Annotated in this window: 20 protein-coding genes and 1 pseudogene; 3 read left to right on the forward strand and 18 right to left on the reverse strand. The window is 49.0% G+C overall.

Annotation, left to right across the window (positions count from 1 at the left end):
• Window positions 1–7: 7 nt before the first annotated feature.
• From smc to pta, 13 genes are all read right to left on the reverse strand, one after another.
• A complete protein-coding gene (gene smc, locus DWX91_RS02500; RefSeq protein WP_118472291.1) occupies window positions 8–3,589 on the reverse strand; it encodes a chromosome segregation protein SMC in 3,582 nt (1,193 codons plus the stop codon).
• Window positions 3,590–3,591: 2 nt separating this feature from the next.
• A complete protein-coding gene (gene rnc / locus DWX91_RS02505) occupies window positions 3,592–4,284 on the reverse strand; it encodes a ribonuclease III (protein ID WP_107000387.1) in 693 nt (230 codons plus the stop codon).
• A gap of 185 nt (window positions 4,285–4,469) precedes the next feature.
• Entirely contained in the window at window positions 4,470–4,700 is a 231-nt protein-coding gene (gene acpP / locus DWX91_RS02510; RefSeq protein ID WP_106999769.1) for an acyl carrier protein, read from the reverse strand.
• A 101-nt stretch (window positions 4,701–4,801) separates the two neighbouring features.
• Window positions 4,802–5,791, reverse strand: coding sequence for a phosphate acyltransferase PlsX (plsX, locus tag DWX91_RS02515; RefSeq protein ID WP_106999768.1), 990 nt, complete (start codon window positions 5,789–5,791; stop codon window positions 4,802–4,804).
• Window positions 5,792–5,967: 176 nt separating this feature from the next.
• On the reverse strand, window positions 5,968–6,795 hold the full coding sequence (locus DWX91_RS02520) for a patatin family protein (RefSeq protein ID WP_412693813.1): 828 nt from the start codon (window positions 6,793–6,795) through the stop codon (window positions 5,968–5,970).
• A gap of 366 nt (window positions 6,796–7,161) precedes the next feature.
• A complete protein-coding gene (locus DWX91_RS02525; protein WP_118293659.1) occupies window positions 7,162–7,776 on the reverse strand; it encodes an AAA family ATPase in 615 nt (204 codons plus the stop codon).
• 12 nt (window positions 7,777–7,788) lie between these two features.
• Window positions 7,789–9,141 carry an SLC13 family permease gene (locus tag DWX91_RS02530; RefSeq protein ID WP_118472290.1) on the reverse strand — a complete coding sequence of 451 codons (1,353 nt, stop codon included), beginning with the start codon at window positions 9,139–9,141 and terminating at the stop codon, window positions 7,789–7,791.
• A gap of 409 nt (window positions 9,142–9,550) precedes the next feature.
• Entirely contained in the window at window positions 9,551–10,552 is a 1,002-nt protein-coding gene (locus tag DWX91_RS02535; RefSeq protein ID WP_022360446.1) for a hypothetical protein, read from the reverse strand.
• Between the two features lie 787 nt (window positions 10,553–11,339).
• Window positions 11,340–11,522, reverse strand: a complete 183-nt coding sequence (gene rpmF, locus DWX91_RS02540) for a 50S ribosomal protein L32 (protein WP_003499726.1) — start codon at window positions 11,520–11,522, stop codon at window positions 11,340–11,342.
• 2 nt (window positions 11,523–11,524) lie between these two features.
• Window positions 11,525–11,737: a DUF177 domain-containing protein gene (locus DWX91_RS17080; protein ID WP_347474960.1), complete on the reverse strand. Its 213-nt coding sequence runs from the start codon at window positions 11,735–11,737 to the stop codon at window positions 11,525–11,527.
• Entirely contained in the window at window positions 11,734–12,042 is a 309-nt protein-coding gene (locus tag DWX91_RS17085) for a YceD family protein (protein ID WP_243015177.1), read from the reverse strand. Before DWX91_RS17085 ends, DWX91_RS17080 begins: the two co-directional genes overlap by 4 nt.
• Window positions 12,043–12,140: 98 nt before the next feature.
• The gene (locus tag DWX91_RS02550) at window positions 12,141–13,331 is read right to left on the reverse strand and encodes an acetate/propionate family kinase (RefSeq protein ID WP_022360442.1); all 1,191 of its coding nucleotides are present in this window, start codon (window positions 13,329–13,331) and stop codon (window positions 12,141–12,143) included.
• A gap of 231 nt (window positions 13,332–13,562) precedes the next feature.
• Window positions 13,563–14,558 (reverse strand): phosphate acetyltransferase, encoded by a 996-nt coding sequence (gene pta, locus DWX91_RS02555; protein ID WP_118472289.1) that lies wholly within the window; start codon window positions 14,556–14,558, stop codon window positions 13,563–13,565.
• Window positions 14,559–14,855: 297 nt separating this feature from the next.
• Between pta and DWX91_RS02560 the strand changes: the two genes are divergently transcribed.
• Both DWX91_RS02560 and udk read left to right on the forward strand, forming a co-directional pair.
• On the forward strand, window positions 14,856–16,073 hold the full coding sequence (locus DWX91_RS02560; protein ID WP_118472288.1) for a nucleotidyltransferase family protein: 1,218 nt from the start codon (window positions 14,856–14,858) through the stop codon (window positions 16,071–16,073).
• A gap of 218 nt (window positions 16,074–16,291) precedes the next feature.
• Window positions 16,292–16,927, forward strand: a complete 636-nt coding sequence (gene udk, locus DWX91_RS02565) for a uridine kinase (RefSeq protein WP_243017787.1) — start codon at window positions 16,292–16,294, stop codon at window positions 16,925–16,927.
• Window positions 16,928–17,150: 223 nt separating this feature from the next.
• Here udk and DWX91_RS02570 read toward each other — a convergent pair whose 3' ends face one another.
• From DWX91_RS02570 to yedE, 3 genes are read right to left on the reverse strand one after another with little or no spacing between them, the layout of a single operon-like run.
• On the reverse strand, window positions 17,151–17,387 hold the full coding sequence (locus DWX91_RS02570) for a DUF3343 domain-containing protein (RefSeq protein ID WP_117795253.1): 237 nt from the start codon (window positions 17,385–17,387) through the stop codon (window positions 17,151–17,153).
• A gap of 32 nt (window positions 17,388–17,419) precedes the next feature.
• On the reverse strand, window positions 17,420–17,641 hold the full coding sequence (locus tag DWX91_RS02575) for a sulfurtransferase TusA family protein (protein ID WP_106999760.1): 222 nt from the start codon (window positions 17,639–17,641) through the stop codon (window positions 17,420–17,422).
• A 19-nt stretch (window positions 17,642–17,660) separates the two neighbouring features.
• Complete coding sequence (gene yedE / locus DWX91_RS02580) at window positions 17,661–18,734, reverse strand: YedE family putative selenium transporter (protein WP_118538235.1); 1,074 nt, start codon at window positions 18,732–18,734, stop codon at window positions 17,661–17,663.
• A gap of 415 nt (window positions 18,735–19,149) precedes the next feature.
• Here yedE and DWX91_RS02585 point away from each other — a divergent pair, with 415 nt between their 5' ends.
• Window positions 19,150–20,043, forward strand: a complete 894-nt coding sequence (locus tag DWX91_RS02585; protein WP_147341917.1) for a selenium metabolism-associated LysR family transcriptional regulator — start codon at window positions 19,150–19,152, stop codon at window positions 20,041–20,043.
• 44 nt (window positions 20,044–20,087) lie between these two features.
• Here DWX91_RS02585 and DWX91_RS17830 read toward each other — a convergent pair.
• Window positions 20,088–21,500 (reverse strand): annotated as a pseudogene (locus tag DWX91_RS17830) (SAM-dependent methyltransferase).
• A gap of 12 nt (window positions 21,501–21,512) precedes the next feature.
• A complete protein-coding gene (locus DWX91_RS02595) occupies window positions 21,513–22,877 on the reverse strand; it encodes a PFL family protein (RefSeq protein WP_106999746.1) in 1,365 nt (454 codons plus the stop codon).
• Between the last annotated feature and the right edge of the window lie 18 nt (window positions 22,878–22,895).

Raw genomic sequence — 22,895 nt, forward strand, 5'->3', positions numbered from 1 at the left:
TTTGCAATTATAATTCTGCTTTTTCCTCTTCCCGCTCCATCTGCGCCTCGATCAGGCTGACCGATACCAGCGTGGACACACCTTTTTCCTGCATCGTGATACCGTACAGGCGGTCTGCCGACACCATCGTGCCTCTTCGGTGGGTGATGACGATAAACTGCGTGTAGCGCGTCAGCTTATGCAGGTACCCGGCAAACCGGTCTACGTTGGAATCGTCGAGTGCCGCCTCAATCTCATCAAGCAGGCAGAATGGCGACGGTTTTAAGTTCTGAATTGCAAAAAGCAGTGCGATCGCCGTCAATGCTTTCTCCCCACCGGAGAGCTGCATCATATTCTGTAGCTTTTTGCCCGGCGGCTGTGAAATGATCTGGATGCCTGCCTCCAGGATATCTTCCTCCTGCGACAGCTCCAGCGTACCTGTTCCGCCTCCGAATAATTCCTTAAATACTTTATCAAATTCGCGGCGAATCTCGCCAAATTTTTCCCGGAACTGACGCCGCATTCCTTCATCCAGCTCCTCGATAATTTTTTCAAGCGCCGCCTGTGCCGCTACCAGATCTTCATGCTGGTTTTTCATAAACTCGTAGCGGCCAGATATCTCTTTGTAGTCCTCGATGGCGTTGACATTGACATTCCCAAGAGCGCGGATCTCCATCTTCTTCTCATTGATCGACCGCTTCATTTCCGGAATCGAGGTCAACGCTTCCTTCCGCAGCTCTTCCGCACGCGAATACGTGAGCTCATACTCACTCCACATATAATCGACCTGCGACTCCAGGCGCTCATTCAGGCGTTCTCTCTGATTCTGGAGACGGAAGTTCTCTCGGTCTAAAAGCTGGAGACGTTCGTTCAGCTCTTCCTTTTTATCAAAGAAAGTTTTCTGCCGCCCCGCCTTTTCTTCCTTCTCACGCTGCTTGTTCTGGATTACCAGTTCCATCTGCGTCCGCTTGTCCCCGGACGCCTGTATCTCGGCTTCCAGCGCTGCAATCTCGCGCTCTCTGGCAGCGATCGTCTCGCTGCTGTCCGCGTGACCGCCGGAAAGTTTCTCTTTCTCTGCCCGGAGACGTTCCTGCTCCTGCAATACACGGCGCAGATTTTCCTCGATAAACGCGCCCTTCTGCTCCGCCTGGGAATGCCCAAGCTGTATCTCTGAAAGGGCTGCCGCCGCTTCCCCACGCTGCTTTTTCGCCGTCTCAAGACCCGTCTGCTGCTCTTCCACGTACTGGTTCTTCTCATTGCTTAGCGTTTCAAGCTTCGTCTCTTCGGTCTGCAGCTCCCGCAGCGCCCCGCGCAGATCGCCTACCTGCAGTTCGAGTTCCTGATTTTCTGAAGACAGATCCTGCGAGGAATCTGCAATCTCCTGCCGTCTCGCCTCTAACTGGCAGATCGTCAGTTCCAACGTATTCTGCTGGATCTGCATCTGCTGGCGCCTCTCCTGGACGGATGCCAGTGTTCTCTTCGCTTCCGTCAACCTGCGTCCCGTCTCTGCCAGCTCCTTCTGTACCGCTTCCACCTGTTCCAATGCCTTTTTGCAGGCAGCTTCCAGTTCTTCGATCTCACGGCGGCGTCCCAGCAGATTGCTGCTGTTCTTGAATGCACCACCGGTCATCGAACCGCCAGGGCTTAAAAGCTCGCCGTCCAGCGTCACGATCCGGAGAGAATACCGGTATTTCTTTGCCAGCGCAATCGCATGATCGATCTGATCCACCACGACCACGCGTCCCAGCAAATAGGACACCAGCCCGCTGTATTTCTCATCCGCAGAGACCAGTTCGCTTGCCAGTCCAAGAACCCCCATTTCTTTCAGCGCCCCCGGCTGTCCAAAACTCTGGCGGCGTTCCATGCTGGTCAGCGGCAGAAACGTCGCACGGCCATACCGGTTCTTTTTCAGATGTTCAATCAGGCGTTTCGCCGTCTCCTCGGAATCCGTCACAATGTTCTGGATGCTGCCGCCAAGCGCCGTCTCGATCGCCGTCTCATATTTCTTCGTCGTGCTGATCAAATCCGCCACAACGCCATGAATGCCCGGAACACGGTCCCTGACTTCCATCACGCGGCGGATACTGCCGCCGTAGCCCTCGTAGCGCTCCGCCAGATTCCGCATCGATTCCAGCTTTGTCCGGTTCGTGTGGTAATCCTGCTGAAGGCTCGAAAGTTTCTGGTTCAGGCGGCGTTCCTGTTCTTCCTCCGTGCGCGTCTGCTCCTGCAGCTCTTTTTCCTGCGCCGAAAACGCTTCCAGACATTCCCGCACCTTCCCTAATTTGGCTTCTTCTTCTTTTTTCTGCTCTTCCTGAACCGACTCATCGCTCTTGAATTTCAAAAGCTTCTGCGTCACTTCCGCCCGGCGCACGTCCGCCTGCTCCAGCATCGTCTCATAGCGCTGACGGCGGGCGGCAAGTTCCGCTTTCTGGTTCAGAGCGTCCATGATCTCGGCTTTTGCCGTCTCGATCAAGGTTTCCGTCCGGCTGACCGCCTCGTCCATCGAACGGACTGCTACCTCCGCTTCCTGCTGTTTTGCTTCGATCGTCTGCACCGATGCATTTAATGCCTGTTTTTCAGACTCATATCCCGCCTGTTCTTCCTCTTTCTGATGCATTTCGCCGTCGATCGACGCCATCCGGCTGCGGATATGTTCTTCGTTCATCTGCTCCGTCCGGATCTGTTCTCTGAGAACTCCGATCCGTCCGGTCTTCTCCTGGCGTTCCAGGTCTTCCCGGCTGCACGCCTCACGATCCGCGGCAATCGCCGCATCCAGCGCATCCAGCTCGGTTCCGAGCAATTCGTACTGCGATTTCAGTGTCTCCGATTCCGCCCGCACACTCTCCTGATCGCCGGTCAGAATCATCTCCTTCTGCTCCACTTCCCGGATCTGGCGCTTCAATTCCTCCGATTCTGCCAAAAACAGGTTGGCGTCCAGGCAGCGCAGCTCTTCCCGCAGACGCAGATACTCCTTCGCCTCCTCCGACTGCCGTTCCAACGGCCCTACCTGTTTTTCCAGCTCGGACAAAATATCCGTCACGCGGATCAGATTCTGTTTTTCATCTTCCAGCTTCTTCTGTGCGATCGCCTTGCGCCGCTTGAATTTCACGATTCCAGCCGCCTCATCAAACAGCTCGCGCCGTTCCTCCGGCCGCCCGCTTAAAATCTGATCAATCTGCCCCTGTCCGATGATGGAATATCCCTCTTTACCGATACCCGTATCGTAAAAGAGCTCGTTGATATCTTTTAGACGGCAGCTCGTTCCATTAATCTTATATTCACTCTCACCAGAACGGTAAAGACGTCTTGAAACCGTGACTTCGTCGTACTCAATCGGAAGTTTGTGATCGGCATTATCCAGTGTGATCGCCACGTAGGCAAATCCCTGCGGTTTTCGAAGCTCCGTACCAGCAAAAATAACGTCCTGCATCGTGCCGCCGCGCAGCTGCCTGCTTCTCTGCTCACCGAGCACCCAGCGCACTGCATCGGCGACATTGCTCTTGCCGCTGCCGTTTGGCCCGACGATGCCCGTGATTCCGTTGTGGAACTCAAACAGAATTTTATTGGCAAATGACTTAAAACCCTGTATTTCAATACTCTTTAAATACATACCTACTCCTGCGGTTTTCTGATAGTGAGAATCCCACGGTACGCCGCACGCTGTTCCGCTGATTTTTTCGTCCGTCCGATGCCGCGCCCGATCTCCTGACCGTCCAGCATCGCGGACACTTCGAAGCTCTTGTTGTGATCCGGTCCTTCTTCTTTCAGAAGAACGTATGTAAGTGTCTCGTCCGTATGTCCCTGCACAATCTCCTGCAAGATAGTCTTGCTATCATAAAAGAGCTTTTTGTGTTCCATATCGTTGAGAATAAATCGATGAATAAACTCTTTTGCATTAGCAAAACCACCGTCCAGATAAATCGCACCGATCAGTGCCTCCATCGCATCCGACACCACCGAATCGCGCCCCCGTCCGCCGGTCGCATCCTCGCCTTTTCCAAGCAGCAAAAATCCACCCAGATCGATCTCCTGTGCGCAGAATGCAAGCGTCGGCTCGCAGACCAGACTCGCACGTGTCTTTGTCATATCGCCCTCCGGCATCTCCGGAAACGTGCGAAACAGGAAATCACTCGATACCACTTCCAGCACCGCGTCGCCTAAAAATTCAAGACGCTCGTTGCATCCCAGTTTTCCAAGATGGTGCTCATTAGCATACGAACTGTGTATCATCGCGTGTTCCAGAAGCTTCTTGTCCTGAAACGAATAGCCAATCCGTTTTTCCAATTTATTTAATGTATACTCCATATATTTCTCTCTTTCCAGCCTGTCCTGCTGCTGACTGATTCCGGCAATCATTGCTATTTGTGTCTGTGAGCCAGAGTCAAACATCCGTTCTTTTTGGAAAGGAGCTGTCGCGATCCTGCCCTTCGGCAGCCCGCCCAGCCCCTTTGCCTGACAGACTTCTCTATAACTTTTTAACAAACATTGAATTAGTTCAGTGCGTTCTTGATCTGCTCTACTGCGTCGCCCACAGATACAATCTTTTCTGCCTCCTCAGTCGGAATTTCGATATCAAACGCCTCCTCGATTCCCATGATAATCTGAAAAATATCCAGCGAATCTGCGCCCAGATCATCCACAAACGTCGTATTTAACGTAATTTCATCTGCTTCAACATTCAGTACCTCCGCGATAATGTTCTGTAATTTTTCAAATTCCATAATTTTCTTCCTTTCTATGAACTTATTTTAAAATATTTAGAATTCTAGATTGATTAAAAACATATCGTTTTTTCGCTACATTTTATAATTTCACGAAAGTTTCACAGACTTTCCTTGATCTTTTCATTAATCGCCTGCTCTTTAAAGGTCACACACTGAAGAATCGAATTGCACACCTCGATGCGCTTGGAATTTCCGTGCGTCTTGACAACCAGCCCCTTCAATCCCAGAAGTGGTGCGCCGCCGTACTGGCTCGCATCGAATGCTTTGAGCGTCGTCTTCAACGCCGGTTTTACAAGCAATGCGCCGATCTTTGAGCGCAGGCTCGTCATCATGCCCTGTTTTACCATGGAAATCAGGGTTGCACCGACACCTTCATAGAGTTTCAGGATGACATTTCCGACAAATGCCTCGGAAACAATGACATCCGCGCCGCCGTGCGGAATCTCGCGTGCCTCGATGCTGCCGATGAAATTGATGTCCTTACATTCTTTTAAGAGCGGGAATGTCTCTTTCACCAGCGCATTGCCCTTCTCTTCCTCCGCACCGATGTTGACGATCGCCACACGCGGATTCTTGATTCCAACCACGTGTTCCATGTAGATGGATCCCATCTTTGCAAACTGTACCAGATGGGACGGTCTTGCATCGACATTGGCGCCGCAGTCGATCAGCAGGGACACGCCCTTTTCTGTCGGAATCAATGGAGCCAGTGGCGGACGTTCAACGCCCTTGATTCTGCCAACGATCACCTGTCCGCCGACCAGAATCGCGCCGGAGCTGCCCGCGGAACAGAATGCATCCGCCTCACCCCTGCGGACCATATTCATGCCGACCACGATGGACGAATCTTTCTTCGTGCGGATCGCATTGACCGGCGGTTCCTCCGTCTCGATGACCTCAGTCGCATTGACAACCTCGATCTGTTCTTTCTTATATGTATGCTTTTTTAATTCTTCTGATACGACTTCTTCCTTGCCGATCAGGAAAATCTGAATATCTTCCCTCGACTGGGCTGCCATCACGGCACCTGCCACGATCTCACCCGGTGCGTTGTCGCCCCCCATGGCATCTACTGCTATCTTAACCATTGCGTGTTCTCCTTCTATAATTTATAACGATACACATACCAAACCTGTCTTCCGCCACTGCGGCATATGTGGTCCGAACGAATCGCTCTTTCATCGTCACGCTGCAGCTGTCCCGCTTTTTATTGTCCACAGCCACATTACATCAATCTTTACTATACTAGAGATCAATCTATAAATCAATAAGATTTGAACCAATTTTCCATTGCATGCATCTGATTGGCAGCATCCTTCCTGCCGATATCATACGTCTCCTGCAATTTTTCAACACTATGTTCGGTTCTGCCGATTGGAAGCGCCACGCTCGGACGGATAACAAAAATTTTTCCCTCTTGTTCGAGGCGATCGATCCATTCCACCGTCTTATTATAGAAATAATAGCGGCTGCGAAGCGCCCTCACGAACGCCGGATATTTGTGATATGCCGCCTCCGGCAGCCAGAAATTGCCCGGTTTCTTGCGGTAGCCCGCCGGACGGGTCAGCACAACGACGCATTTTTTATACCCCATCTTAGCGAAGGCACGCAACGGAATGCTGTCCGTGCAGCCGCCGTCCAAAAGCTTCATTCCACCAACCTCGACCATATGGGACACATACGGAAGGGATGCCGTCGCACGGAAATATTCGACATCTTTGAACATATCTTTAATCTCCAGATACTCTGCTTTCCCTGTCTCCACATTGCTGCATGCAACATAAAACCGTGTATTTCCCCGGTCAAATGCCTCGTAATCATACGGATCCAGCCGTTCCGGTATATCATGGAAGCAGAACTGCTCGTCCACCAGATTTCCCGTCCGCAGCCAGTTTTTAAAGCTCATAAAACGCTTGTCATTGCAGTATTTTTTATAATAGCGGATGCTCCGCTCCTTCTGCCCCGACACAAACGAAGCCCCATGCACTGCCCCCGCCGAGACGCCGATCACGCCGTCAAATGAAATATCATGATCCAAAAACACATCCAGGACGCCCGCTGTGTAAATACCGCGCATCCCGCCGCCCTCCAGAACGAGACCGGTCTTTTTTTCTTTTTTTTAACTCTGTCATATATCATCAAACTCCTATTAAATATCTTATATACTATAAAACAAGATCGAACAGATAGCAAATACGATTTTTCTATCTAATTCCATATTTTTTAGTATAACGTTTCTGTTCACGCATACGTGCCCAGTAACGGAATTTGCCGTGGCTTCGCATTTAAATACGGCAAATTCCTACTGCCACCACGTTTTCTTACGGCACTTTCGGTTCCAAAAGTGCCCACCTGGGAACAGTAACAGTATAACACCTCGGCAGAAAAAGGGAAAGGGGGACGTGCGCCGCCTATGCACACGTTCCCCTTTCTCTTTTCCTTCGATATCTCTATTATTTTATTTCTGCATCGCGTCCATCCGCGCCTGCACATACTCCTCCAGCATCTTCGTCGTTCCCTCAATTCCCAGCCGGCTGCTGTTGATCGAAAGGTCATAATTTCTGGAATCTCCCCAGCGTCCGCGGCTGTAACAGTTGTGGTAGGATTTCCGCCGCCAGTCCTTCGTCTTTACCAGACGTTTCGCCTCGTCCTCTGAAAGTCCGTGCAGCTGCTCAATTCTCTTCACCCGTGTTTCCTCATCGCCCAGCACAAAGATCGTGATCAGTCCGTCATATTCCTTTAAAACCGTCTCCGCACACCGTCCAACTACCACAAACGATTCCCCTGAATCGGCCTTGTCTTTCAGGTAACTGAACTGCATCTGCGCCAGATTGTTCTCCAGAGAGCTTGAAAATCCGCTGACATTGCGCGCCAGAAAACGGTTTAGCGGCTTCTCGTCGTATTTTTCCAGCACACGAGGATCCACACCCTTTTCCTTGGCAATACTGTCCAGCATCCTATGATCATAAATCGGAAGTTCAAAATGCTCTGCCAGCGCTTCCGCTATCTTGTGTCCACCGCTGCCAAACTGTCTGCTGACCGAGATGATCACTCTGTTTTTCCTCTCCTCCATATAAAAGCCCCCTTAAAAGTATCTCACATATATACAAACCATGGAAATCAGGATTACCAGCACCGTCGCCGGAGCTGCATACCGGCAATATTTCCCCCAGCCGATAAAATGTCCGTTTTTCGCTGCCACTGAGATACCAACTACGTTTGCCGAGGCTCCGATCGGAGTTCCGCAGCCGCCAATATCCGTACCCATCGAAAGCGCCCACGCCAGAACCGAGAGATCCATGCCGCCTGCCTGCGCCAGACTCCGGATAACCGGGATCATCGTTGCCGCAAATGGGATATTGTCCACAAATGCACTCGCAAGCGCCGACAGCCACAGCACAATCGCTACTACCCATTTTACATTATTTCCACTGACTGCGTCAATGATCCCTGCTAAAGAATTTAGGACGCCCGTCTGCTCCATGCCGCCGACCACGACAAAAAGACCAATGAAGAATAGCAGCGTCTTATAGTCAAGCTTCTTAATCATGCTGAGCGCCTCACCGCCGGATGCCAGCAGTGAAAAAGCACCGATAAATACGCCGATCGTCGCAACTGTCAGTCCCGTCTGTGCATGCGTCACCAGCATCACGATCGCCGCCGCAAAGATCACCACGCTGACCGCAAACCGTTTCCGATCCGCGATCGCCTCCTGTGGGGATGGATATGTAACCGCTTCGTCATGCTTTTCACTCGCCTTTAATTCTTTCCTAAAGGAAAAATAGAAAAACAGTACGATAAAAATCAGCGAAACACCCGCCATCATACCTGTATTTAAAATAAAATCTTTAAATGAATATCCGAGCGAGGTTCCGATGATGATATTCGGCGGATCGCCGCACATCGTCGCAGAGCCGCCCAGATTCGAACAGAAGATCTCTGAAATGATCATCGGAATCGGATCAAAATGCAGAAGATGCGCCAGCTCTACCGTGACCGCTGCCAAAAAAAGAATAACGGTAATACTGTCGATAAACATCGCCAGAAACGCCGACATCAGCATAAATGAAATAAAAATCGGGATCGTCTTATAATGTACCGCCTTGGCGATTGTCAGGCACAGCCACCGGAAAAATCCCGCGCGCTCCATGCCCTCCACCATCAGCATCATACCGGCAATAAAAAGAATCGTCGCCCAGTTGATGCCGCTCGAGGACTCTGCCGCCGCCTCGGTCTGAAACCAGAAGTTCGGAACCATGAAGCTGTGCAGGCTCAGTGTCTCCGCCGCTGCCGCCTCACTGTGCATACAGACGCCAAACACCAGCACCAGCGTCAGAAGCCCGCATCCGAGCGATACGATATGCCTCTCAATGTGATCCCAGATGATAAGTCCAAACATTACAATAAAAATAATCACAGCCAAAATTTGTGCTGCCATCTTTGTGCCCCTCCTTTGTCAGTCCTTTTTCTGCCATCCTCCATACTGGCTTAGAACCCCTTGCAGTCTCTTCTCAGACCGCCTCTTCCCCTAGATTGTTAAAAAATAGGCAGTCATGAGATACCACCTCTATCTTACTACTTATTTCACAATATGCAAGTATACTTTTTGTTATTTTTTTTATTTCATCAGAAATAACTGTCAGCTTGTTCTTCAGCACTCTTTTCATGTATGTGTTTTCATTCTACCCATCGTTCTGTTTGCAAATATTCTCTTTATTTTTCTCTGCTTTTAAATGTAAAAGAGACTGACCGCATATTCCGTGCAATCTGCCTCTTCTCACATCTATTTTACAATTCTGTCTCCATCTTCCCTGACGGATTTTCATCAAAATTGTTTCTTAAACATTTTACAGAAGCGCCCCGTCTTCCCCGACCTGCTTGCCGTCCGGCGTCGTCGTATTAACTAACATCGCACCGTTTACATCCAGATAATACCATTTTCCATTCCAGAACACCCAGGTATTCGTCTTGCAATATGCATTTTCATCGAAGAAATACCACACACCGCCGATCTGCTGCCAGTTATTGGTCACATAGCTTCCATCGGAATTGCGGTATTTATAGCCAAGCGCATCCTGTTCCCACGCACCGGCTGCCGGACCGCTGCCTGCTTCCTTGAAGACAAGCGTCTTCTGAATTTCCTGCGCCTGCTCCGCCGTGATTGTGAAGGAATCCGATGTCTGCCATTCGCCGTGCCGTGAATCGCTGTAAACCGCGCGCACATCAAACGTGTAGGTTCCCGCCTGCGTAAGATAACGTCCAAGATTGTATTTCGTTTCTTTTCCCGGTTTTACCGTACTTAAAAATTTCTCATCCCGGTAAACGCGCAGCTCATAGTATTTCGCATCCTCACTGCCGTTCCACTCTGCAACGCCATCCATCTGATCCCACTCTGCCTCATCAACATCCAGGCTGTAATCACTGGAGGTTCCTTTTAAAGCTTTCAGGGTGATCACGACCCGGAGTTCCTCATCGCCCTTGCGCTTGATAGAAGTAACCGTCGCACTGTCACCGCTCAGGGTTACATTCTTTTTCGCATAACCGGATTTAAAATAATAATCATCGTCCGCCTCCAGAGTAACCTCCAGCTTTGGCTTATCCTTGTCCACCCATTTGCCGGACGGCTCATTGATCACATCAACATTGGAAATATCGCAGTCACCGAAATCGAGCGAAACATCCACATCTGAACTCTCATCACCGACATGGATCGAGGACGAAACATTTAAGCCGATCGAGCCAACCGGGCTGCGGTCCTCCGTATCCTTCGACGCAAATGCCTGAAATGGGATCGCCGCCAGAAGCGCGGCGGCTGTGACGGTCAAAAGTAAATATTTTCCCTTTTTCATATGTAAAACCTCCTAACGTGATATTTATAAAACATTATCCCTCTTTTTTCTTCTTCTCTATATTAACAAAAAATAGCGGTATTGTACACCTTTTTGCATACAACACCGCCATCTACATAGTATCTCAGTTACTGTACACACATACGTGTCCAGTAACTGAATTTGCCGTGGCTTCGCATTTAAACACGGCAAATTCCTGCTGCCACCACGTTTTCTTACGGCACTTTCGGTTCCAAAAGTGCTACCCATGAACCAATGTCAGTAAGTTAAGCTTTAGCGTTAAATCCCCTATAGGAGTCTAACATATTTTTAAATTGATACTTGACAAAAATGTCAAAATATGCGACCGCTCTCGCTATTGATCTTTTTCAGAAGTAGCGAGAGCGGCCCCTGTAATTAGAAATATATTTTCATTTACAGGAGGCACATATATGACTTTCGCTAGTAAAAGTTAAATAACAAATAACAGTACATAAAATACTTTGTTAAATAACATTCTTATAGGGATAGTTGAGCTTAATGCTCTTCTATCCCCATTTTTTACATTTTTACTAATAAAAATCACAGATTTGATAATATTCACGAAATATAAAAAATGGAGAGATTATTGCAAATTAATAATCTCTCCTGTTTTTGACCACATTTTATAAGCCATAAGTTATAGTTGCTAAAATCTACCCAAAAACACCTGTTAAACACCCTCTTGAAATGGGCTAAAAATGGGCTAAAATACGAAAAATGGGTTAAGCAAAAATCGCTTAACCCCTTATTTTTCAATACTTGTAGCTTAGTCTTCTACTTTAACGATTTCTTTCTTGTTGTAGCTTCCGCAAGCTTTGCACACTCTGTGAGGCATCATCAGAGCACCGCACTTGCTGCACTTTACTAAGTTCGGAGCACTCATTTTCCAGTTAGCTCTGCGGCTGTCTCTTCTTGCTTTGGAAGATTTGTTCTTAGGACAGATAGACATGGTTACACCTCCTTAAATTCATTGAATATCTCCTGGATAACCGACATCCTTGGATCGAGCGACCTAGTGTCACAGGTACAAGTCCGAAGATTAAGATTTGTACCACATCTATTGCAAATCCCCTTGCAGTCTTCTCTGCACAGGACTTTCATAGGCAAGCTCAGTAGCAGTTCGTTGCAAACCAACTGGTCTACATCCAGATTGTACCCCTTCATAAAGGTTCATCATCTAAACTCTCCTCCTGACCATCCTGCACCTCAAACTCTCGTCCAAAATCCAGTTCGCAGTCGAAAGATACTGGCTCCAGACAACGCGCACAGTGACCTCCCACCGTCAGCGTCGCATGACCACTCATCGTATACTTATGCCGTGTCTTAGCCGTCAGTTCCAGTTCAAAAGGCTCAGCCTTCTCAATCTGAAACGTCTCTCCGTCAAAATCGACAGAGTCCAGCGCAGTCTCGACTGTATAGACTTTCTTTCTACCCTCGCAGTTAAAAAGTTCCGATAAATGAATCAGCATACTAATCTCCTAATACGCACTTTGATATTATACAAAGGTCGAACGCGTTTGTCAATGATTAATTTTACATATTTTTGCAAATTTTAATTCATATTTAATTATTTTACCAGTGCAAGAGTCTCGCGAGCGATAGCCAGCTCTTCGTTGGTCGGAACCAGGAGAACCTGAACCTTGGAGTCGTCAGCAGAGATAATTCTCTCCTCACCTCTTACGTTGTTCTTCTCCTCATCCAGTTTAACGCCTAAGTAGGTCAGGCTGCTGCAAACATCTTTTCTCATCTTGATGTTGTTCTCGCCGATACCAGCGGTAAATGCGATAGCATCTACACCGTTCATAGCTGCTGCGTATGCACCGATATATTTGATTACGCGGTAATCGAATACGTCCAGAGCCAGCTGTGCTCTCTTGTTGCCAGTCTCAGCTGCTGCTTCCAGATCACGACCATCGCTGGATACGCCGGAGATACCGAGCATACCGGATTTCTTATTCAGGACTTCGTTCATCTCATCCAGGGACAGACCTTCTTTTTTACCTACGAAATCGATGATAGCCGGATCGAGGTCACCAGAACGTGTACCCATAACCAGACCTTCCAGTGGAGTCAGACCCATGCTGGTGTCTACAGATTTGCCGCAGTTTACAGCGGAGATGCTGGCGCCGTTACCCAGATGGCAAACGATGATCTTCATCTGATCATACGGTTTTCCCACGATCTCAGCGGTTCTCTTAGATACGTAGCTGTGGGAAGTACCATGGAAGCCGTAACGTCTAACTTTGTATTTCTCATAGTATTCATACGGAATACCGTAGGTGTAAGCAACATCCGGCATGGTCTGATGAAAAGCGGTATCAAATACAGCTACCATCGGTACGCCTGGCATAAGTTCCTGGCAGGCACGGATACCGATCAGGTTTGCCGGGTTGTGAAGCGGTGCCAGATCGTTGCACTCTTCGATCGCTTTCATGGACTCGTCGTTGATTAAGCAGGAAGAAGTAAATTTCTCGCCGCCGTGTACGACACGATGTCCAACTGCACCTACCTCAGACAGGCTCTTGATAACGCCGCTCTTCTCGTTAGTCAGGGCTGCCAGAACTGCGTTGATAGCCTCTGTATGGGTCGGCATAGCGATCTCAGATTTCTCTTTTTCGCCGCCCTCCGGCTGGTAAGTCAGCATACCGTCGATGCCGATTCTCTCGCAAAGACCCTTAGCCAGAACGCCCTCTGTCTCAGAGTTGATTAACTGATACTTTAAGGAAGAACTTCCGCAGTTAATAACTAAAATATTCATGGTAATAGATTCCTTTCTTTATAACATCACAATTCAGCCGCAGGTATTCTCTATATGCGGTTCACACGGAAGCATCTGCAAAAACGTCTGCACTGCCCTGTTGTGAACTGCAGGATTATGTATGAATACCGGGCTGAACTGTAATTATCACTTTTAATTCTTAATTAAACGGATTTAAGATTCTCTGACGCGGTGCCAGTTCTCCATCCATTTGATTCCAATTGGTATTAATTATGCCTGCTGAGCCTGTACAGCTGTGATAGCTACTACGCCTACGATATCGTCTGCGAAGCATCCTCTGGACAGATCGTTTACCGGCATGGACAGACCCTGAAGAACCGGACCATAAGCGCCTGCTTTTGCAAGTCTCTGAACCAGTTTGTAACCAATGTTTCCTGCTTCCAGGGACGGGAATACTAAGGTGTTAGCATGTCCAGCTACGGAGCTGCCCGGTGCCTTAGCCTCGCCTACAGACGGAACCAGTGCTGCATCAAGCTGAAGCTCGCCATCCAGTTTCAGTTCCGGGAACTTCTCATGAGCAATCTTAACTGCATCTGCTACCTTGGTAACATCATCATGTTTAGCGGAACCCATAGAAGAATAGGACAGCATAGCTACCTTCGGCTCTGCGCCAACCAGCATCTTGAAGCTCTCTGCGGACAGACCAGCGATCTCAGCCAGCTTGTTGGAATCGAAGTCAGTGTTTACTGCACAGTCAGCGAATACGAACAGACCGTTCTCACCAAACTCGCAATCCGGAACTTCCATCAGGAAGAAGCCAGATACAGAGCTAATACCCGGTTTGGTCTTCAGAAGCTGCAGAGCCGGACGAATGGTGTTGCCGGTAGAATGGCATGCACCAGATACAGCGCCGTCAGCATCGCCGCACTTGCACATCAGGCAAGCATAGTACATATAGTCTTTCTCCATCTGCTCTTTTGCGACTTCCGGAGTAACACCTTTTTTGCCTCTTAATTCAACGAACTTGTCGATGTATTTCTGCTTATTCGGATCATTGTACGGGTCAACGATGGTGGCACCGGAAATGTCGAAGCCTTTGCCGTTTTTCTCAATCTCCTCCGGAGTACCGATGATGATCAGATTTGCGATACCCTCTTTCAGAATTTTCTCAGCTGCCTCGTATGTTCTCTTGTCCATTGACTCTGGAAGAACGATGGTTTTTTTGTCAGTTTTTGCTCTTTCCTTAATTTTGTCAATAAATGCCATGGTTATAAAACCCCTTTCATAAGTGTGTGTCTATTACTGCTAACATTATATACCAGTTGTTTATTGTATACAAGAGCGATTTTCAAATTTTTGATTAATTAAATTTTTAACAAGATGCACTATAATTTGTCCTTTACGCTCCCGCACTTCCACTATATAATGTAAATGAGGCAGAAAATGGCTGCTATTTTTTACAGAATTTTCTGCCGCAACAGCAACAGACTTTTGTTTTTACTTCTATTATAAAAGGCTGCTACAAAATTCTTCGCAAAAATGCAAAAAACAGGATTGAAATTTATGAAAATCGTAGGTTTAATTACCGAATATAACCCGTTCCATGCCGGACATCTGTATCATATGCAGCGGGCAAGGGAACTGACCGGCGCAGACTACTGCGTCGTCCTGATGAGCGGCAGCTTCGTCCAGCGCGGCGAACCCGCCATCTTTGATAAGTACCGTCGTACAAAAGCCGCTCTTCTCGCCGGTGCCGACCTGGTACTTGAGATGCCGGTCGCTTTTTCTACCGCTTCGGCGCATGAATTTGCCGCCTATGGAGTCGCGCTTCTGTCGGCGATCGGTGTGGATGCCGTTGTGTTCGGCAGTGAATGCGGGCAGATTGAATTCCTTAAGCAGGCTGCTTCTGCGCTGAACCACGAATCGGCAGAATTTCAGGAACGGCTGCGGAAAGGGTTGAAGGCGGGACTGACTTATCCGCAGGCACGGGCGAAGGCGCTGGAAATGGAGGATACATGGGCTTCGGTTCTGACTTCTCCGAACAATATTCTCGGGATTGAATATCTGCGGGCGGCGGAAGATCTGCATAGTCCGATGGAATTTTATACGATTTCGCGGAAGGGAAGCGGATATCATGAAGATACACTGGCAGATGCTAACTTTCCATCGGCTTCGGCAATTCGCGGGATAATTCGAAACTCACTTTCAAAAGACAAAGATTTGCTCGATATTCTGGCATCTCACTTGCCAGCCGTAACACATCCCGCATATACAGGTGCGGTTCCAGTTTTTGTGGATGATTTTTCAGAGCTTTTGAATGCTGCTGTTTTACAGATGCAGGCGACATTCTCTATCGCAGATCTCTCCCCGGAGCTTGCCGCCCGTCTTGCAAAACCACCTTACTTTCCTCTCTCTTTTGAAGAACGGATTCAGGCGTTAAAGACGCGCCAGCTTACCTACACGCGTGTCAGCCGGGCGCTTCTGCATCTGGTACTCGGTATGCGCGAGGAAGATATTTCCCGGTGGAAGGACGAGGGCTATGCACTCTATGCACGAATTCTCGGTTTTCGCAGGCAGAGCAGCCCTCTGCTCTCCTGTCTGCATAAAAAAAGCAGCATCCCCCTCATCACTAAAATGGCAGATGCCGCCCAGAACCTCTCCCCGTCGGCGCTCGCGCTGCTGGAGCAGGAGGTGTACGCCTCGCATTTATACCAGACGGTGCGGATGAAGCGCAGCGGCGTATTTCAAAATGAATATACAGAAGGACTGGTTTTTGTATAAAAATGAACCAATTTTCAAGTCGAACGTCCGTGAGACTTGGCGCGTGATTCTGGTCAGCAAAGCTGACATATTCCATACAGAATCACTGCGCATCCCCGCGGAGCGTTTATCTCAGTCGGAGACCCACCTCCCACTGAGACAAATTTGCTATTACTCGCCACCTAAAGAGGTGGGACTCTTCTCGACTGAGATAAAACTTACAAATGGAGGAAAACATAGTGAATAGAAAATCACCTATTATCATCGGAATTGCCGGAGGAACCGGTTCAGGAAAATCCACTTTTACAAACCGTCTGAAAGACGCATTTGGTGATCAGGTAACCGTGCTTTACCACGACAACTACTACCGCGCCCACGATGACATGCCATTTGAACAGCGCAAAAAGCTGAACTACGACCACCCGGATGCATTTGAAACAGAGCTGCTTCTTGAGCACCTTAATAAACTGAAAAACTGGGAGGCGATCGACTGTCCAACCTACAACTACGCCAACCACAACCGCGCCGAAGCAACCATTCACATCGAGCCGCGCCCGGTTATCCTGTTGGAGGGCATTCTCGTTCTCTATGACGAAGCACTCCGCAATCTGCTCGACATCCGCATTTTCGTCGATGCCGATGCCGATGAGCGAATTCTCCGCCTAATCTTACGTGACACGAAAGAGCGCGGACGCGATATCGAAAACATCATCGATCAGTACCTGACCACCGTCAAACCGATGCATGCCCTCTTTGTAGAACCGACCCGCGCCTATGCGGATGTGGTTACCAACAGCGGGCGGAATGAGGTTGCATTCTCGCTGGTGCGCGGGGAGATTGCACGGCTGCTGAATGAGGCGAAGGCGGGAGAATAATATTTCAAAATATTGGGATCATCGAGGTCACAAATGAGGTCATCGAGGTCATGATTTGATTTCTGACCTCAATGACCTCATTCTGACCTCGATTTACACACCAAAAAGCAGCGGTATCACACTGTCAGCGCTCCATTCTTTTTTGAATGTCTCGCTGCTGCCGATACCGCCGCTTTTTCCTATATACTTTTTCTATGATATCTGCTCTAACATAACATTTTGTTTAATTCATCATCACACAGCTCTGCTCGATCTCAATCTGGCTCTCCGCAATCACTCCCTGAAACCGTTCATATTCCGCCGGTTCCATCCGCCAGGCAATTCCACAGCCTGCTGAGAGTTCGCGTGGGACAGGCACCAGGCGCCCTCTGATTCCCTGTTCCCGGCAGAATGCCTCCATCTCCATCGCCGCAGCCGTCGTGTGAAAGGTAAAAATCCGATATTCCCGTTTCTGCCTCATCATTTCCACCTATTTAATATTCCAGAGCAGCATCACGCTTCAAAGGTAATGGTGAAACAGCCGTTTTCCAGCACCTCGGTGTGCCCCTCTTTTCCATGATACTCCAACGTGCGCTCAATATTCGTCCGGGTGTGTGCCTCATCGCCAAGCACACGGATCTGTTTTCCCGGATGTTCATCCATCGCATCCATCACCATCAAAACCGGTTCCGGACAGGAGAGTCCCCGCACATCTACCTCAACAAAATCTGACATTTTCCGTTTCCTCTTTTCTTTATTTCTTTCTACGTTTCATATTTGCCGCTGCAATCACGAATAACAGGGCAATACATACAATTACGGCAATTTTGCCCGGCATCGCCGGACCACCCAAAACGGCTGCCTCTGTCTCGGTTGCCGCTTTTGCTGCCGCACCAACCAGGTTAAAATTGTGTGCAAGTGCCGCCCCTAACAGCATTCCCAGAAAGGTTACCGCACTGTCCGAGGAGCCCTGCCCTGCCAGAATGATCTGACGCAGCGGGCATCCGCCAGCCAGAACGGCTGCAAATCCAACGGCATACATACCCAGAATATTCCAGAGATGCTGGGAGTGCGCGATCGGCTGACCGGAAAAGCTCAAATGGAAATTGTCAGTTGCAAGGTTAAAAATCAGCATGACTGCAAACAGTGCGCCGATAATGCTGAGCAGATCAAAGTTTTTCATCAGAATCACATCACGGATGCTACCTGCAAAACACATACGGCTCTTCTGTGCCAATGCACCAATCAGGAGAGCCGCAACCAGGGAAATCAGAACCGGTGCGTGCTTGCTTCCCGGTCCTTCCGTGCTGGCTGCGTATACGCCTGTTACTGCTCCAATGATAAAAAGCGCCAAAAGGAGCACCGGAAGCACATATCCGCTTGATTTCTGCGTCTCATACGCTCTGCCCAGTGAAAATCCCTTTTTCAGGAAGAACGAACCAGTTGCAATACCGCCTGCAAATCCAACCAGCGCTACATACGCATTCAGGTCACCGGCTGCCATACGCAGAACCATACGCAGCGGACACCCTAAGAATACCAGCGCGCCGATTACCATGATCGCACCCAGAACAAAGCGGATCATCGGTGAAGAACCTGCTGTCGCCTTATACTCGTTCGTCACCAGTGAGATCGCAAATGCTCCCACTGCAAATCCTACAATCTCCGGACGGAAATACTGAACCGGTGCTGCTGAGTGAAGTTTCAGCGCGCCCGCCGTATCACGTACGAAGCACGCAATACAGATCGCCATATTGGCCGGATTTCCAAAATACGCCAGCAATGCTGCCAGCACACCCACAAGCGCGCCTGCCACTGCCAGCTCCATGTCTTGTCAAATACTTTCATACCTGCCTCCTTTTTTATTTCATGTACTCTTAAAGTTTTTCTCACCCTCGTCATTGTGGGTGATTTCACGCACCACACTCGCATTTCATCAATACATATCAGAAATTTGAGTGCATCTGGCAAAAAAATCATCTCACAAAATCAAACAAGAAAAATTTCAAGCGCGTACATTTCATGGATCTATCCATACTTTCCGCAGACAAGTATAACATCCTGTATTTTTATGGTAAAATCGTTTATATTGATATTTGCTATAAACTTATTGATATTTTCAATAAATAAAGCTACACTCTTCTTTAGAGATTGTTTTCACCTGTCTACTATTCATTTTAATTTTGGATTTTATCACAGAATCATTAAAAATTGATTTTATCTATAGAAAGGATTTTAAATATATGGACATCCGCCAATTAGAAGCTTTCGTGTACACCGTCAAATATCAGAGTTTTTCGCTTGCCGCCCAGAAGCTGTACATCTCACAGCCGACTGTCAGCGCCCACATCCGCAGTCTGGAGGAGGAATTTCACACCCAGCTTTTAAAGCGCACCACCAAATCGCTCTCCCTGACTCCTGCCGGGACAAAATTATATTCCTATGCCACGGAGATTCTGACCCTGCAGCAGAAAGCAATCGTGGAACTCGCCAACGAGACGAAACCGCAGCTTCGGATCGGCGCATCCTCCGTTCCGTCCCTTTATTTTCTGCCGGAACTTTTAAGCGCTTATCACGCAGTTCATCCTGATATCCGTGTCTATGCCTCCTGCTCAGACAGCCTGGACGTTGTACATAAGGTGGATGACGGCATCTGCGACATCGGTCTGGTCGGAACTACTACCTCGGACACCTCCTGCGAATTTCTCCCATTTGCCTCCGATGAGCTTGTGATCGCTGCCCCCGCCACACCGCATTATCAGGCTTACCAGTCTATTCCATCACCGCTGGATGCCCTTTTAAAAGAACCGTTTCTGCTCCGGGAAGATAATTCCGGCACAAAACAGGAAACCCTTTATTTCCTGAAAAATAAAGGGCTTTCACTCGATGATTTAAATGTTATTGCCGTGATGGACGATGCCGCCGCCCTCAAGCAGTGTATCATGCTGGGAATGGGCATCTCCATTCTCTCAAAAGCAACTATACAGGCAGATGCACGGCAGGGGAAACTGCTTCTCTTTCCGCTTGGGGAAGCTGCCTTTCTCCGGAAACTCTATCTGGTGTATTCACCGGTTAAGTATATGGCGGAGGAAGGCGGGGTGTTTTTGGAATTTGCGAAGAGGTTTTATCAGCTATAACTGTCCAGCATTATCAACCCCCATAAAAGTGCTTTCTAAATTTCCTACGCCTCTTCCCCCACCAACAATCCATACAATGTCGGCTTCACATGCAATTCCTTCATCATTGTCTCTAATGCCGCCCCGTCTGCTTTCTTGCCCTGGCGGATCGCACGGATCATGATGTTTTTCGGTGTATGTTCCATGTCGATGAATTCGAGAATCTGCGTCCGGTAGCCGGACATTTCGAGGAGCTGCCCACGGATTCCGTCGGTCAGAAGCGCCGACATACGTTCTTTCAGAAGACCGTACTGTAAAACCGGCGACAGAAGGTCGTTCTGAATCTGCTTGTTAATCTCATGCTGACAGCATGGAACGGAAAGAATGACTTTTGCGCCCCATTTGACCGCTTTTGCCAGCGCATAATCGGTCGCTGTATCACAGGCGTGCAGCGTCACGACCATATCGACCTGATCGACGCCCTCATATCCGGCGATGTCGCCGTGCAGGAAGGTCAGGTTCTCAAATCCAAACTTCTTGCTCAGGCGGTTGCAGAGCGCAATGACATCTTTTTTCAGATCCAGACCGATGACACGGATCGAATATTTTTTCAGCACATGCAGATACTAATACATCGCAAACGTCAGATATGATTTCCCGCATCCGAAATCAATGATCGTATTCGTCCGGTTCGGATCGAGATTCGGAAGTACATCCTCAATAAATTCCAGGAAACGGTTGATCTGGCGAAATTTGTCGTAGCGGGATTTCACAACTTTGCCTTCTGCCGTCATGACACCGAGATCTACCAGAAATGGGACTGGGACGCCTTCCTGAAGGACGTATTTTTTAGTACGGTTATGGGATAACGAAGCCAGACGTTCTGAAAACGCTGCGGCATCCATGCCAGCCGACAGTCCTGTTCCTGCATTTTTCTGCTGTTTCGCATTGCTCTGCAGTTTACCATTTCCCTGTATTTTAGCACTTCTCTGCATCTTTCCGTTTTCGTGACTTGACTGACTCTGACCCGATTTTTCGAGCGAATTTTCTTTCACATCTGCATGACTCTTCGCCGGCATCTGCTTTCCAGCTTTCTGCACATCACCTGCTGCCACCGATACCGTCCGATTCTCTGCCCTTTTAACCCCTACCTTCTTCTCTTTGATCGTCACTGTCCCCTTCTTACTGATCAGAATATTGACAATCCCGTGAAGCGACGCGATCTCCGCATTGCGGTAACGGTTTTCCAGTTCTCCGAGCAGGTACTCGACGGTCTTTTCTGCGTTCTGATTTTTCTGAAATGCCTGTTTTTCCGTAAATTCTTCCGTCTGAAAAGCAAGCGCCCCCCGCAGAAGCAGAGGACGCACGGTTAATTTCAGATAGGATTCACGGGTTCTCGGGTTGCTGAAAATGATTCGCTCCAGATCGGCATCAAGATACCGCAGAAGCACCTCTCTCAGTTCCTGTGATTTATCCATATGAAACTCCTATTAGTTCTTAAAGCTGTGTACTGGTGCCGGGATACGTCCGGTACGTTTGACAAAGTTGTCGCAGGAGAAACGGTTGACCGGAATGATCGGCGCATAGCCAAGCAAACCGCCGAACTCTGCCGTATCGCCCACTGTTTTCCCGATGACCGGAATCAGGCGGACTGCCGTTGTCTTCTGGTTGATCATGCCGATTGCCGCCTCGTCCGCGATGATACCGGCGATCGTGGTCGCTTTCGTATCGCCTGGGATCGCAATCATATCAAGACCTACAGAGCAGACACAGGTCATTGCTTCCAGCTTCTCAATCGTAAGCGCACCCTCAGAAACTGCATCGATCATGCCCTGATCCTCGCTGACCGGAATAAACGCACCACTGAGTCCGCCAACATAGGAGGACGCCATGATGCCGCCCTTCTTAACCTGATCATTTAACATTGCCAGCGCTGCTGTTGTACCCGGGGCACCGCTGCGCTCTAAGCCGATCTCTTCCAGAATCTCCGCCACACTGTCTCCGACTGCCGGAGTCGGTGCCAGCGACAGATCAATGATGCCAAACGGAACGCCCAGACGTTTGGACGCCTCCTGTGCTACCAGCTGTCCAACACGGGTGATCTTGAACGCCGTCTTCTTGATCGTCTCACACAGCACCTCAAAGTTCTCGCCACGTACCTTTTCCAGAGCCGTCTTTACAACTCCCGGACCGCTGACGCCGACGTTGATGATCGCATCCGCCTCAGTCACGCCATGGAATGCACCTGCCATGAACGGGTTATCATCCGGCGCGTTGCAGAATACAACCAGCTTCGCACAGCCGAGGGAATCATTGTCCTTCGTTGCCTCTGCGGTTGCCACAACCATCTCGCCCATCAGACGGACCGCATCCATGTTAAGACCTGTCTTGGTAGAACCGACATTGATGGAGCTGCACACACGGTCGGTGCAGGCAAGTGCCTGCGGGATCGAGCGGATCAGAAGCTCTTCCGCCGGTGTCATTCCCTTGGAAACCAATGCGGAATAGCCTCCGATAAAGTTGACGCCCACTTCTTTCGCTGCCTTATCAAGTGTTTTCGCAATCTCTACAAAATCCTCGCTCTTCTTGCAGGCACTTCCACCTACCAGCGCGATCGGAGTAACCGAGATACGTTTATTGACGATCGGAACCCCAAATTCACGTCCGATGGCATCGCCGGTCGATACAAGATCTTTCGCATAAGTTGTAATCTTATTGTAGATCTTCTCATTCATCTTCGCCAGATCACTGTCCACACAGTCTAAGAGGCTGATACCCATCGTGATCGTCCGCACATCCAGTTTTTCATGCGCGATCATGTTATTAGTTTCCAGAACTTCCTGCATGTTAATCATTGGTTTTACGTCCTTTCT

This window comes from Clostridium sp. AF22-10 (assembly GCF_003478725.1).
In the GTDB taxonomy this organism is placed as follows: Bacteria; Bacillota; Clostridia; order Lachnospirales; family Lachnospiraceae; genus Otoolea; species Otoolea fessa.